Below are 13,170 nucleotides of genomic sequence, written 5' to 3'. Positions count from 1 at the left end.
CTTTTTGTTGTTGGAATAGGTGCAAAGTGAAGGGGCCAGCCGGCCGTTTCTCCTCGGCTCAGAACTGCCAATCCAGGGTCAGCCCGACGCCATGGCTTTTATCCCGGGCACCGAGCACGCCGTTGTAGTCCAGGTTGACGCGCACATCCCTGGCCACCGCGAGCCCTGCCCGAGCGCCGATCACCGCGGCGTTGCGGTCCATGGACACGCTCTGCACCGCGAAGGTGTCTGTGCTGCCGGCAAACGCCAGGTCCTGTTCGGAACGGGTGTTGCTCAAGTTGTGCTGCCAGCCCAGGGAGCCGGAGAGTTGCAGTTGCTGGGTCCGCGACAGCGCCAGGCTGTGGCTGGCCCGCACGCCCAGCGTCGACAGCAGCGCATCGCGACGGTCATCGCCACCGTGCAGGGCTGCGCTGTCGCCTTTCTCATGGAAGCTGTCGCTGTCCAGGTGCACATAGGCCAGGTTGGCGAACGGCTCCAGGACCATGGGTTGCAAGTCGAGGCGATAGGCCGCTTCAGTGAAGACCTGGCCGGTGCGGGCATCACGCTTGGTTTTCTCCCGGCCACTGACCTCGGCCCACTGCAACTCACGTTTGACGTCGATGCGATGCCAGCTGTAGGCGCCACCGACGCTCAGGCGCAGCGCGTCGATCTCATGCCCCAGGTAGGCCCCCAGGTGATAACTGTCGACCTCGGCCGACGAATGCGTGCCATCGCCCATGCTCAATGAACTGTCGCTGTATCCAGTGACGAAGCCCAGCCGTGTCCCTTCGCTGATCAAGCCGTCGCCACCGATCAGCAGCCCGCCGATGGAGCTGTTGGAGTTGGCATTGTCATGCCCACCGTCGCTTTTGCCCCAGGCGCCGAGCGCCTTGACCCAGAGGTTGCTGTCAGCGTCGGTTGGCGTATTGGCATCGTACAGCGCGTCCTGGCGCAGGCGGTCACCCACGGCATCTCGCAGGTAACGGCTGTGGTTGATCAACAAGGTGCCGACGGCTGGATGGATCTCGCCGGACAATTGCTGGAATGCCTGTTGCGCCACGGCGGTGCTGGACGACAGCAATAAGGTTTCGTAGAGGGCGTTGCCGGCGCCTAATTGCTCGGCCGCGGACGCTACGGAACGCTGGTTGGGGGTCAGGCCGAGGCTGCTGAACGATGCCGCGTTGCGCGCCACCGTGAGTTGAACGCCGCTGGCGGAGTACGCCAGGTTACCGCCGAGGAACGCATAGTTGGGCAGCACCTCGCTAAAACGCCCTTCGATACCGCCGGCGGCCTGCAGGATGTCGAGCTGGCGCCCCAGCAGGTTGTTCACCCCGCTGGCGGCCAGCAGCGTCGGGCTGTTTTCCAGGGATAAGGCCACTGTCGCGCCGTCGACCGTGGCCTTGCCGCCGGCAATGATCAGGTCGCTGGCGGTCGGCGATACTTCCACCGCGTAGGCCGAACCCGGTTGAAAGGTCACGTCCCCGGCCACCTGCAACGTACCGATGGAGTTGCCCGGCGCCACGTTGCCGCCCTGGTTGGCGATCAGGCTGGCGATGCGTCCGTTCCCGCCCACTACCCCGCCGTCATTGACGGTCACGGCCGACGCCAGTGAACCGTTGATTGCCAGGCGCCCCTCGTTGACCAGGGTCGGCCCGCTGTAGGTATTGTCACCGGTGAGTACCAAGGTGCCGATGCCTTCCTTGGTCAGACCACCGTGACCGGCTATGTCGTTGCGCCACACATCCAGCCCGCACTGGAGTCCGCTGCACACCCGTTGCGTGGGTTTACCGGCATCGACGATCGCACCGACGCCCGGCAGGTCCGCCACGAACTGCCCGGAACCGTAGGCGCCGTCGACGCGCAATTCCACGGGAATGTCCTGCTCGGTCACCAGCATCGACGGACCGTCGATGGCCTTGCCCAGGTTGATCATGCCCCAGCCGTACAGCGAATCGACGCCAGGGGTGCCCATGTCGGTGGCCGTGGTGCGCAGCACGCTGGCGACCTGGGCGCCGGTCATGTAGGGGAAGCGCTCCATCAACACCGCCACACTGCCGGCGACATGGGGCGCCGCCATGGAGGTACCACTCTTGTTGCCATAACCCACCGTCAGGTCATCGGCGCCGGTACCGCCGATCACGGCGCTGTAAACCCGGGTGCCCGGCGCCGATACGCAGAAACTGGCGGTATAGCCACAGCGCGACGAGAACGTGCTGATGGTGTAGGGATCGGGGCTACTGGTGTCGGGGTTCACCTGCAAGGCGGCGACCGTGAGCCAGTTCGGCGCGATGTCCGGCACGAAGTACGCCAGGCCTGCGATGGCATCGGGGTTGTTGAGGTTGTAGTCGTTGCCGGCGGCGAATATGGTCACGATTCCACTGCGGGCGGCGGCGATGGCGCCTTCGTAGGCGCCGCCCGGCCGGGTGCCCAGCAACGGCTGGATCTGGTCGAACTGCAACTGCGCATCCTGCACGGTGAAGTGCGGGAAGGCCGGATCCCGGCCGCCCTGATCGAAGCGGTCGGTGATGCCGATGCCCCAACTGTTGTTGATGATCCGCGCGCCGCTGGCGATCAGTGCGTCCCAACCGGCCTTGTACACCGCGCCATCGTTACCGAGGATGATGCCGTCCTCCGGGCCGGGGTCGCCGTTGTCGGCGCTGATGATCTGCGCGTCGAACGCCACGCCGTGCATCGGACTACCGTCACGGCTGCCGGCGGCAATCCCGCCGACGTGGGTGCCATGGGAGCCCAGCTTGCCGTCGGAGCCCACCGTGGGTGAGCCGTCGTAACGAAACGGGTCACCGGCCTTCACCGGAATGTATGGGTCGGTGTATTCGCGGATGCCGCTGGTGACCAGGGTCACGACTTTATTGGTGCCGGAAAACTCCGGATGCGCGGCATAGACCGGTTGGTCGAAGATCCCCAGTTTGACGCCCTTGCCGGTGTAACCGGCGGCGTAAGCCTGCTGTGCATTGATCGCGCCCAGTCCCCATTCGGCGTTGAATTCGGCGCTGCGCCAGCTATTCGGGTCCCCAGCCCTGCCGCCCTCGACATAAGGCGCCGCCTGGGCCGTGCCCAGGGTTGCCACTGCGCAGAGCACGGCGTGATTCAAGGTCTTTAGGAGAAACAGGCTGCGCGTTTTTCCGGGTTGCTTGTTGTTATCGATTTTCATGAACCATCCTTAGTTGTTGCAAAAGTCCTGTAGCTTTCCCGTCCCTTGGGGCTTGCACTGGCCTCCTGTGGCGAGGGGATCAGCGGGTTACAAAGGCCTCATCTACCTTCGCCAGGTCCTGCTCCCCCAACGTGCCGGCGTAGTAATGCAATTTGACCCAGGCCATGAGGTAGTCGTAGCGGGCCTGGGCGAGGTCGCGGCGGGTGGTGTAGAGCTGTTGCTCGGCGTTGAGTGCGTCGAGGTTGACCCGCTCACCACCCAGAATGCTTTGCCGGGTCGACACCACTAGCGCTTCGGCGGAGACCAGGGCTTTCTGGTAGGCCCGCAGCTTGTTCACCCCCGACACGCAGGCGCTGAACTGCCGGCGCAGTTCGATCAGGGTTTCCCGGGTCTTGGCGTCCAGCTCGTATTCGGCCTGTTCCATGGTGCGGCTGGCCTGGCGGGTCGAGGCCGAGACGCCACCACCGGCATACAAGGGCACGCTGACTTCAAGGCCAATGGTGTTGGTGTCGTAGCGCTGGTTGTAGGTGTTGCCGCTTTCCGACTCGTTCTGGCGCATCGTCGCGTAGGCGCTGACCTTGGGCAGGTGCCCGGCGCGGTTGCGCTCCACCTCGTAGCGCGCAACGTCCACGGCCTGACGCTGGGAGGCCAGGTTGGGGTTGTTGCTCACGGCCAGTTCATGCCAGGTATCGAAACCGGCGGGCTGCAAGGCGAAGGTCTGGAAGCCTTCGTTCAACGGGGCCAGGTCGCCGATGGCCAGGGTGGGCACGCCGATCAGCGAACCCAGTTCCCGCAGGGAAGCGTCCTGTTCGTTGTGCGCTTCGATCTCTTCGGCGGTGGCCAGTTCGTAGCGTGACTCGGCCTCGAGGATATCGGTTCGGGTACCTTCGCCCTGGCGGAACAGGTGCTCGTTCTGGTGGAACTGCTGTTCGAAGGCCTTCTTCTTCGCCTGGGCAATGTTTATCTGTTCCTGGGCGAACAGCGCCTGGGTGTAGTGGCTCAGTACCCGCACCAGCAACTCCTGGCTCTTGCCGCGGAAGTTTTCATCGGCGAACAGCGCCTGCGCCACGCCTTTGCGATAGGCCGCGTATGCCTCGTAATCCAGCAGCGGCTGTTGCAGGGTCAGGCTGGAGCCGTAACTGCTGTAGTTGCGGTCGTCGTGCTGGCTGGCACCACGGTCATTGAGGTAGGTGACCTTGGACTGGTTGCGGCCCTTGTTGTAGCTGTAACCCAGGTGCGGCAGCAACCCGGCGCGGCCGATGGCGCGGTTTTCCAGGCCCGCGTCGCGCTCCTTGATTGCCCCGAGATAGACCGGGTCGTTGCGCAGGGCCTGTTCGTAGAATTCGAACGGCCCCATGGCCCAGGCACTGTTGCAAATAGAAGCGGCCAGCAGTGCCAACCCATAGAAACACTTCATACACCGGACATCCTTATTCCTCGGTCAACGCAGAGCCGGCCCGGTCGAGCAGCGGTTTGAACAGGTAGTTGAGCAGTGAACGCTCGCCGGTGCGCACGAACATTTCCGCTGGCATCCCGGGCTTGATCACCAGGCCATTGAGTTTTTCCAGCGCTGCCTCGCCCACGCTGCTGCGCAGCACGTAGTACGGCGTGCCGGTTTTTTCATCGATCATCTGGTCGGCGGACACCAGGCTGACCTCACCCGCCACCCTCGGCGTGCGGCTCTGGTTGAAGGCGGTAAACAGGATGTCCACGGGCAGATGGATACCGACCTTGTCGATCAGGTTCACCGGCAGGTGCCCTTCCACCTCCAGCCGGGTGCCTTGGGGCACGATCTCCAGCAAGGTGTCGCCCTGGCGCACCACCGCACCTTCGGTGTGCACCCCGAGGTTGACGGCGATGCCATCGGCGGTGGCGAGGATCTCGCTGTGTTGCAACTCGAAGCCGGCCGACGTGAGCTGCTGTTGCAGGGTTTCGCTCTTGAGCTGGGCCTCGGCCAATTGGCTGCGGACTTCCTTCTGATATTCCTCGCTGTGTTGCTGCAGCTTCAGTCGGGATTCGATGATCCCCTGCTCCACCCGGCCGCTTTCGCCACTGTTCTGCGCCAGTTCCTGCTGCACCTGGGACAGTTGCCGTTGATAATCCAGCAGGCGGTTGCGCGGGATATAGCCGTTATCCGCCAAGGGCTGCAGATTGCCCAGTTGCAGGCGCAGGGACTCGGCCTGGGCGGTCAGGTCGCTACGGGCCCGGCGCATCCCCGCCAGTTGCGCGGTGGCGCCGTCGATGCTGGCACGCAATGCGGCCTGTTCCCGGGCGAAGGCTTCGCGGCGGCTGCTGAACAGTTGTCGCTGGCCTTCAAGCACCAATGCCAGGCGAGGGTCCGGGTCCTGGCTCAACACGCTCGGAAAACTCACTTGTGCCAGGTTGTCCCGCTCGCTTTGCCAGCGCGCCAGGCTGGCCCAGGCCATCCGATACTGGGCTTGCAGCGATTGCACATCCGCCGCGGCCTGGGTCTGATCCAGGCGAAACAACGGTTGGCCTTGCTTGACCGCTTCACCTTCGCGCACCAGGATCCGACTGACCATGCCGCTGCTCATCGATTGCACCGCCTTGCGCTTGCCGGAAACCACCACCGTGCCCTGCACGGGAATGCCCTGGTCCAACGGGGCCAGGCTGGCCCAGGTGAAGAAACTGCCGGCGCCAAGGATCGCCAGGGCCCAGCCCAGGCGCATGAAGAAACCGGCGTCACGTTCGGGACGCTCGGGGAGTCGAGTGTGTTCCAGGTTCATGTCGCGATCCTTGCTCATGCGTTGCCGGGCTTGCCGGCGGCCTGGTACTGACGGCTCATGCTCAAACCGCTGGGCGTCGGCTGGGGTTTGTCCCGCGGGGTTTCCGACTGGCCGGATAGCGCACGCAGCACTTGCTGGCTCGGTCCGAACGCTTGCAGCCGACCTTCGTTGAGCACCAGCAACTTGTCGGCCTGGGCCAGTGCCGAGGAGCGGTGTGTCACCAGCACGACGCTGGTGCCCTGGGCTTTCATCTGCGCGATGGCGCTGGCCAGCGCCGCCTCGCCGACAGTGTCCAGGTTGGAGTTGGGCTCATCGAGCACCACCAGGCTCGGCCGGTCATACAGGGCCCGGGCCAGGGCGACCCGTTGTTTCTGCCCGCCGGACAAGCCGCAACCGTCCTCCCCCAGTACCGTGTCGTAGCCTTGAGGCATGCGCAGGATCAGCTCATGCACCCCGGCCTGCTGCGCGGCAGCGACGACCTTCTGCGGGTCGGCCTCGCGAAAGCGGGCGATGTTCTCGGCGATGCTGCCGCTGAACAGCTCGATGTCCTGGGGCAGGTAGCCGATAAACGGGCCGAGTAGATCACGGTTCCAACGATGGATATCGGCCCCGTCCAGCCGTACCGCACCTCCGAGGATCGGCCACACACCTACCAGCACACGGGCCAGGGTGGACTTGCCGGAGCCCGAGGCCCCCAGGACGCCAAGCACCTCGCCGGCAGCGAGACTGAAACTTACTTGATGCAATGTCGCCTGGCGCTGCCCCGGCGGTCCGGCGCTGACCTGCTCGAAGCTCACCTGGCCCTTGGGCGGTGGCAACGGCATCGCATCGTCCTGGGGTGGATAGGCCTGCAACAAGGCATCGAGACGGCGGTAGGCCAGCTTCGCGCCGCTCCACTGCTTCCACACGGCAATCAATTGGTCGATGGGACTCAATACCCGGCCCATCAGGATCGAACCGGCAATCATCATCCCGGCGGTCATGTCGCCCTTGATCACCAGCAGCGCCCCCAGACCCAGCACGAGCGATTGCAGGCACAGGCGCAGGGCCTTGCTGAAGGCGCTGATGACCGCGCCGGTGTCACTGGCCTGGTTCTGCAGGCCGAGAAAACGCGAGTGCACGGTAAACCAACGGTTGCGCAACGCATCGAGCATGCCCATGGCCTGGATCGATTCGGCGTTGTGCAGGTGGCTGGTGGCCAACTGACTGGACTGTTGCGAGTAGCCGCTGGCCTGTGCCAACGGTTTGCGGGTCATGGCCTCGTTCAGGCATGCCAGGCCGATAAGCAGCAGCGTGCCGACGCTGGCGAACACGCCCAGCCAGACATTGAACAGATAGATCACCAGCAGATAGATCGGGAACCAGGGGGCATCGAAGAAGGCGAACAACGCCGGGCCGGTGACGAACTGGCGCAGATGGGTCAAGTCGCCCAGGGACTGCCCGGCGTTACCTTCGCCCTGGAGCAGGTTGCGCTCTAACGCGGCCTTGTAGACCTGAAGGTTGAAACGCCTTTCCAGTTGGCTGCCGATGCGGATGACGATGAAGCTGCGCACCATTTCCAACAGCCCGATGAAGACAAAGAATCCCACCACCATCAACGACAGCATCACCAGGGTGGTTTCGTTCTGCGATGACAAGCCCCGGTCATATACCTGGAGCATGTAGATGGAAGGCGCCAGCATCAGGACATTAATCAGCGCGGTAAAACAACCGACACTGAGCAGGATATTTTTATAATCGCCCAGTGCCTTGAACAGCGGTACAGTGGCGACCGTCTTTGCCCTCTTCATTATTCTTCCCTGCTCTTGGCTTCGTCACAGAGTTGGCAAACTCTCTAACTTGCCAATCTATTATTAAGTTGAACCAGAACACACCAAAGTGCGCGCTTGACTGAACAAGCGCGCTTGGATTCGGATAAACAGGTCCAGGCGGTACGAATACGTTAACGCGCGTTCTCTCGGATATCGCGCTCGAGCGTAACGCTCAACCCTGACTTCAAATTGACTTGATAATGCTGGCCCTGGCGCAACCCCAGATGAACTCTGGCATCTTGCTTGCCAAGCAGCGAAAGACCATCGGGCTCCGGAAACCAGTGCAGCGGCTCATCCCCAAGCCAGTGACCCAGGCAATCGGTTTGCCCTCCCACCGTCTGGTCCGCCTTGAGCTCGATGACGCAGGTATTCGACGGCTTGTCTTGCAGGGCCTGGGCTTGTGCATCGTCCTGGGGGCCTGCCAGAACGGCACGCCACTGACCGGCCAACTGCGAGGGTTCTGCTAACAACAGGCTGCGCGCCATGGCGACTTCTCCAGAAAACGACATCAGCATAACGAGTAACCAAGCGGCTGCCGGAAGACTGCGGGGCATGGGTTTCTACTCGCTCATGAAAGTTGGAAATGCATCGTGGCGAGGGAGCTTGCTCCCGCTGGGCTGCAACGCAGCCCCATTACTGGGGCAAGCCTGCCCTCACCACCCTGCGTCATGCGGACATCAAGCCACGATGTCCGAAACCGCAGCCTGGCCGACGGTACTGACCAGGAAATCGGCCACGCCATGCCCGGAGAAGTCCACCGACAACAGGCTGTTGCCACCCGATGTCGACAACACCGCATCGCCCGCCGCACCGGTGAACGCATTCACGAAGTGCAGGCCTGCGCCGTTGGTGATACCGGTCAGGTCGATCTTGTCCAGGCCACTGACGAAATCGAGGATCTGGTCCGTGGCACCCGGCCGCGAGTCGGAGCTCGCAGCGAACACGAACGTGTCGGCCCCGGAACCGCCCGACAGTTTGTCCGCACCGCCGCCGCCCCAGAGAATGTCATTGCCGGCGCCGCCCTTGAGCTCGTTGGCCACTTCGTTGCCGATCAGCAAATCGCTGCCTGACCCGCCGATGGCATTTTCGATGGTAGCGCCCTGGGCGATGGACACGTTGCCCACCATGCCGCCAACGTCTGAGAACGAGGCGTCATTGAGGTTTATCTTCTGGTTCTGGGTGAAGCCGGAGAAGTCCAGGGTATCGCGACCGCCCGCGTCCCACACCGAGAACACCACCTTGTCCGACGAGGAAGACGCACTGAGGAAGTCGCGACCGGTGTTGGAATTGAAACCGTAGGTGGTGTCGCCGGTACGGGTGCTCATGTTGGCACCGTATAGCTTCTGGATCGCCGCGATGTCATCCATCAAGGGACCTGAGGAATAGGCTTCCACCCCGCCCTTGCTGAAGTTCTGGTCGGTATTGCTTTCGCTCCAGTAGCTCATGACGCTGTAGCCACGGGTGTCCTGGCCGTACGTGGCGTCATCGTAGGTCGGGCTGCCTTCGCCGGCGTTGTAGTCGCCAGGGTGCGCCAGGCCCAGGGTGTGGCCGATTTCGTGGGTCAGGGTCTGCCGGCCATAGTTATTCAGGTCCGGGTTCTTGTTCTGGGTGTAGCTGCTGTTGATAAGGTACCAGGACGTCCCGTCATAGCCGGCGCCAGTGCCCGGCAGGTAGGCGAACGCCGCTGCGCCGTCCTGGCCGCCGCTGTAGTTGCCGAAGGTCATGTGCCCATCGCCACCGCTGCTCTTCTCGGTGAAGGTGACATTGGCCACGTCCGCCCAGGATTGCATGGCCAACGCAGCCTGGCCCTTCTGCTGGGCACTGAACTGGCTGAAACCGCTGATTCCGTGCTTGTTCATGGTGCTGGAGGACGCGGAGGTGAGAAAGGTATAGGTCAGCTCGATCTTGCCGCTACCGTCCCTGTCCTGATACGCCGCGCCGTCGCGCAGCAATTGAGTAGCCGCCTCGTCCACCGAGTACGAGGGTTTACCATTGACGGTGAGATTGCCGCCACGGTCATATTGATGGCTGAAACTATTGATCTGGTTGAATGCGTTACTGGGCGCGGCCAGTGATTGCGCTGCCCAGAGGAGTTGTTCGGCTGAATCGATAGTGCTGGTTTTGACTTTCGACATAAACACACTTCCTTGTTTGCAATGGAACAGTTTTTGTCAGACAGACAATCTCTGGCGAGATCGTCCTATCACTCGCCCAATTGAGGACGCAAGAAAACTGACACAATTCGAAATCATACGTCTAGCAATTTTTTCGACGCATATGAACAACAACTCTGACGACACGCGAAGCACTAGGCGCTCGTCCCGTTAATACAGGCAGCACAGCCCAGCAACCAAGAATTGTCGGACAAAACTCTATTTAAATATTAAATATCGCTCTATCTCGATCAGGATACTTTCAGCAACTAAGTGCCAGTGAAATGCTATTAATTAATATGAACTAGTAGCCTATATGCTCTGCCCGGTTTTACGCCCGCAGACCTCCCGTAGACAACCACGCAACCAGCGGTGTACCGGATCGGCGTCCATTCTTGGATGCCAGAGCATGGCAATCGTGAACTCCGGCACCGGGAACGGCAGCGCAAAGCTGTGCAAGCCGGCCCGCAAGCGAGTGGTATAACGTTCGGGCACGCTGGCGATCAGGTCACTGGACCGCGCCAGCCCCAGTGCCGTGGAAAAACCCGGGACGGTGATGAGGATCTCGCGTGTCAGGCCCAATGACCTCAATACCCGGTCGATGGGACCGTGGTCGAGGTCGCGCAAGGCGACGTCGATGTGCCCGCCCGCCGCATAGGCAGCGGCAGTCATGCCGGCCTGGGCCAGAGGGTGCCCCTGGCGTACCACCCCAATGAAACGGTCGACGAACAATGCCTGGGTGCGCAGCTCTGGACGAGTGTCCTTGTCCACGACGGCGGTTTCCAGGTCCACTGTCCCCTCGCGCAGTGCCGTACTGCTCTTGTCAGCCTTGTCCACGAAGCGCATTCGGATACCGGGGGCCTCTTCGCCGATGCGGGCAATCAGGTCGATCCCGAAGTTCTCAACGAACCCATCCCGGGTACGCAGCGTGAAGGTCCGGCTCAAGCGCCGTAGGTCCGGGGCCTGGACCGGACGCAGCACCGTCTGGGCGTCCTGCACCAGTTGACTGACCTGTTCGCGTAGTTCCAGGGCCCGGGGAGTGGCTACCAGCCCCCGGCCGGCCCGCACCAACAGCGGGTCACCGGTGGTTTCCCGCAACCGCGCCAACGCCCGGCTCATGGCCGAAGGACTGAGGCGTAGCCGCTGAGCCGCCCGAGCGACACTGCCTTCCGCCAGCAACACGTCAAGGGTGGTCAACAGATTGAGGTCGGGAGTGGACATGGACAGAACTCGGCTGATAGGTGGCGTTATATGCAGCTATAAAGTGCAAATGCTGCGTCTTCCGCCATGTTATGCCCGAGCGTACTGTTCTGACAGTCCGTTTTTGTGAACCGCTCCGGAGATCAGCATGAAACCAGCCCATACACCGCCGGATATTACCGGCGCTCCCCAGGCCCCCTCGTCGCACTGGGCGCTGACCAGCCTTGCCCTGGCAACCCTGCTCGCCTCGCTGGGCACCAGCGTTGCCACCGTCGGCCTGCCTGCCCTGGCCGAGGCGTTCGACGCCTCCTTCCAGGCGGTCCAGTGGGTGGTGCTGGCTTATCTGCTGGCGATCTCCACGCTGATTGTCAGCGTCGGACGCCTGGGGGATCTGGTTGGACGCCGGCAACTGCTGCTGACCGGGATTCTGCTGTTCACCCTGGCGTCCGTCCTCTGTGGGTTCGCCCCTTCTCTTGGGCTATTGATCGCAGGCCGGACGCTTCAAGGTTTGGGAGCGGCCGTCATGATGGCCCTGACACTGGCCCTGGTCGGTGAAACGGTCGACAAGGACCGAACCGGTCGCGCCATGGGCTTGCTGGCCACGCTATCAGCGGTGGGCACCGCCCTTGGGCCCTCGCTCGGCGGTACGCTGGTCAGCGTCTTCGGCTGGCATGCCATCTTCCTGGTCAACGTCCCCCTCGGACTGCTGACGTGGCTGTTGGCCTGGCACTCCCTGCCCATCCGTCGTCCGCAGACAAATGCCGAAACATCCAGCTTCGATATCACCGGCACGGTACTGCTGGCGACGGCACTGGGCGCCTATGCACTGGCCATGACCCTAGGCCGCGGCAATTTTGGCGGAATCAATATCGCCCTGTTGCTGATGGCGATCCTTGGCGGCGCGCTGTTTGTCCTGAGCCAGCGCCGGGTGACGTCGCCGCTGATCCCTCTGGCGTTGTTCCGCGACCGGCTGCTGGTTTCGGGGTTGGCGACAAGTGCATTGGTCGCCACTGTCATGATGGCGACGCTGCTGGTAGCGCCTTTCTACTTGTCCATAAGCCTTGGCCTGCCGACCACACTGGTGGGGTTGGTACTGGCCGTCGGCCCCTGCGTTGCCGCACTGGCCGGTGTGCCTGCCGGGCGCCTTGTGGACTGGTTCGGCGTGCGCCCCATGCGGCTTGCCGGGTTGGCGACCATGGTACTGGGCTGCTCAGCGCTGGCGCTGGTGTCACCGGCGTTGGGCATGGGTGGTTATATCATGGCCATCGTGGTCACTACGCTGGGCTACGCACTGTTCCAGACCGCCAACAACACCGCCGTGATGGCGGATATCGCTGCACAAAAGCGCGGCGTCATTGCCGGATTGCTCAATCTTTCGCGCAACTTGGGGTTCTTTACCGGTGCATCGGTGCTCGGTGCGATATTCGCGTCGGCATTACCGACGAGCGGCGTCTCCGCAGCCAGCCCTGGGGAGGTCACAAACGGCCTGCATTTCACCTTCGCCGCCGCTTTGTCGATGGTAGTCGTAGCCCTGTTCATCGCCCTGCAATACCGCGCGCCAGAGCCGTTGGAGGAGCAGCAGCCTTCGTCGGAAAAAGGGTGACGGCATTCTGAGCCTTGGCCTTTAAGTCGTGATCCAGATCAAAAAAAGTGAACCAATCGCAAAACAGACTGAAAAAAGCTACATGACTTTCATTATCAGGTGCTATTTTTAGTTTTCACTGGTAGGGCCATGAGGGCTCTTCCTTCCTGATAAAAGCAAACGGAAGCGCTTGATGAAGAAGGTGGGCAACAGATGAATAAAGGATCGTTCAGCAAGGTTACGTTTCCCAACGCTTGCCAGCTGATGCGCTGGCATTTCCATCCAATGGGCTTCGAGGCCAGTATGGATGCACCGGGCAGCATGGTCGCCCGGCTGTTCGACCGTGCCAGCGGTGAAACCATGATCGCGATTGCAGGCATCCCCTGCGCGACCGTGATGAACGCTCCTGACGTTGAACGAATAATCGAAGCGGTGGAAGCCGAGCTGGAGGCCTTCGTACCACCGGTTGGTTTGAGGCGATTCGCCTCCTGAGTAAAAAAGCCCACGGTCGTGGGCTTTTTTGTGG

General features: G+C 62.3%; 9 protein-coding genes. 2 read left to right on the top strand and 7 right to left on the bottom strand.

Annotated elements, in window-relative coordinates; all coding sequences use genetic code 11:
* Window positions 1–58: 58 nt before the first annotated feature.
* The 7 genes from FBY02_RS00945 to FBY02_RS00915 all read right to left on the bottom strand — a co-directional run bounded on the left by FBY02_RS00945 (window position 59) and on the right by FBY02_RS00915 (window position 11,083).
* Window positions 59–3,151: an autotransporter serine protease gene (locus FBY02_RS00945; RefSeq protein ID WP_144922122.1), complete on the bottom strand. Its 3,093-nt coding sequence runs from the start codon at window positions 3,149–3,151 to the stop codon at window positions 59–61.
* Between the two features lie 79 nt (window positions 3,152–3,230).
* The gene (locus tag FBY02_RS00940; RefSeq protein ID WP_144922120.1) at window positions 3,231–4,568 is read right to left on the bottom strand and encodes a TolC family outer membrane protein; all 1,338 of its coding nucleotides are present in this window, start codon (window positions 4,566–4,568) and stop codon (window positions 3,231–3,233) included.
* A gap of 13 nt (window positions 4,569–4,581) precedes the next feature.
* Complete coding sequence (locus FBY02_RS00935) at window positions 4,582–5,916, bottom strand: HlyD family type I secretion periplasmic adaptor subunit (RefSeq protein WP_144922117.1); 1,335 nt, start codon at window positions 5,914–5,916, stop codon at window positions 4,582–4,584.
* The gene (locus tag FBY02_RS00930) at window positions 5,913–7,688 is read right to left on the bottom strand and encodes a type I secretion system permease/ATPase (protein ID WP_144922113.1); all 1,776 of its coding nucleotides are present in this window, start codon (window positions 7,686–7,688) and stop codon (window positions 5,913–5,915) included. Before FBY02_RS00930 ends, FBY02_RS00935 begins: the two co-directional genes overlap by 4 nt.
* 152 nt (window positions 7,689–7,840) lie before the next feature.
* Window positions 7,841–8,263, bottom strand: coding sequence for an AprI/Inh family metalloprotease inhibitor (locus FBY02_RS00925; protein WP_144922110.1), 423 nt, complete (start codon window positions 8,261–8,263; stop codon window positions 7,841–7,843).
* A gap of 123 nt (window positions 8,264–8,386) precedes the next feature.
* Window positions 8,387–9,844, bottom strand: coding sequence for a serralysin family metalloprotease (locus FBY02_RS00920; RefSeq protein WP_144922107.1), 1,458 nt, complete (start codon window positions 9,842–9,844; stop codon window positions 8,387–8,389).
* Between the two features lie 330 nt (window positions 9,845–10,174).
* Window positions 10,175–11,083, bottom strand: coding sequence for a LysR family transcriptional regulator (locus FBY02_RS00915; RefSeq protein WP_144922102.1), 909 nt, complete (start codon window positions 11,081–11,083; stop codon window positions 10,175–10,177).
* Window positions 11,084–11,210: 127 nt separating this feature from the next.
* Here FBY02_RS00915 and FBY02_RS00910 point away from each other — a divergent pair, with 127 nt between their 5' ends.
* Window positions 11,211–12,665: an MFS transporter gene (locus FBY02_RS00910; protein ID WP_144922097.1), complete on the top strand. Its 1,455-nt coding sequence runs from the start codon at window positions 11,211–11,213 to the stop codon at window positions 12,663–12,665.
* 192 nt (window positions 12,666–12,857) lie between these two features.
* Window positions 12,858–13,136 (top strand): DUF1652 domain-containing protein, encoded by a 279-nt coding sequence (locus FBY02_RS00905; protein WP_003201764.1) that lies wholly within the window; start codon window positions 12,858–12,860, stop codon window positions 13,134–13,136.
* Window positions 13,137–13,170 lie beyond the last annotated feature (34 nt).

The sequence above is a fragment of the Pseudomonas sp. SJZ078 genome (genome assembly GCF_007828255.1).
In the GTDB taxonomy this organism is placed as follows: Bacteria; Pseudomonadota; Gammaproteobacteria; order Pseudomonadales; family Pseudomonadaceae; genus Aquipseudomonas.
Note: the sequence above shows the minus strand (reverse complement) of the source record. Positions and strands in the feature narration are given on the sequence as shown.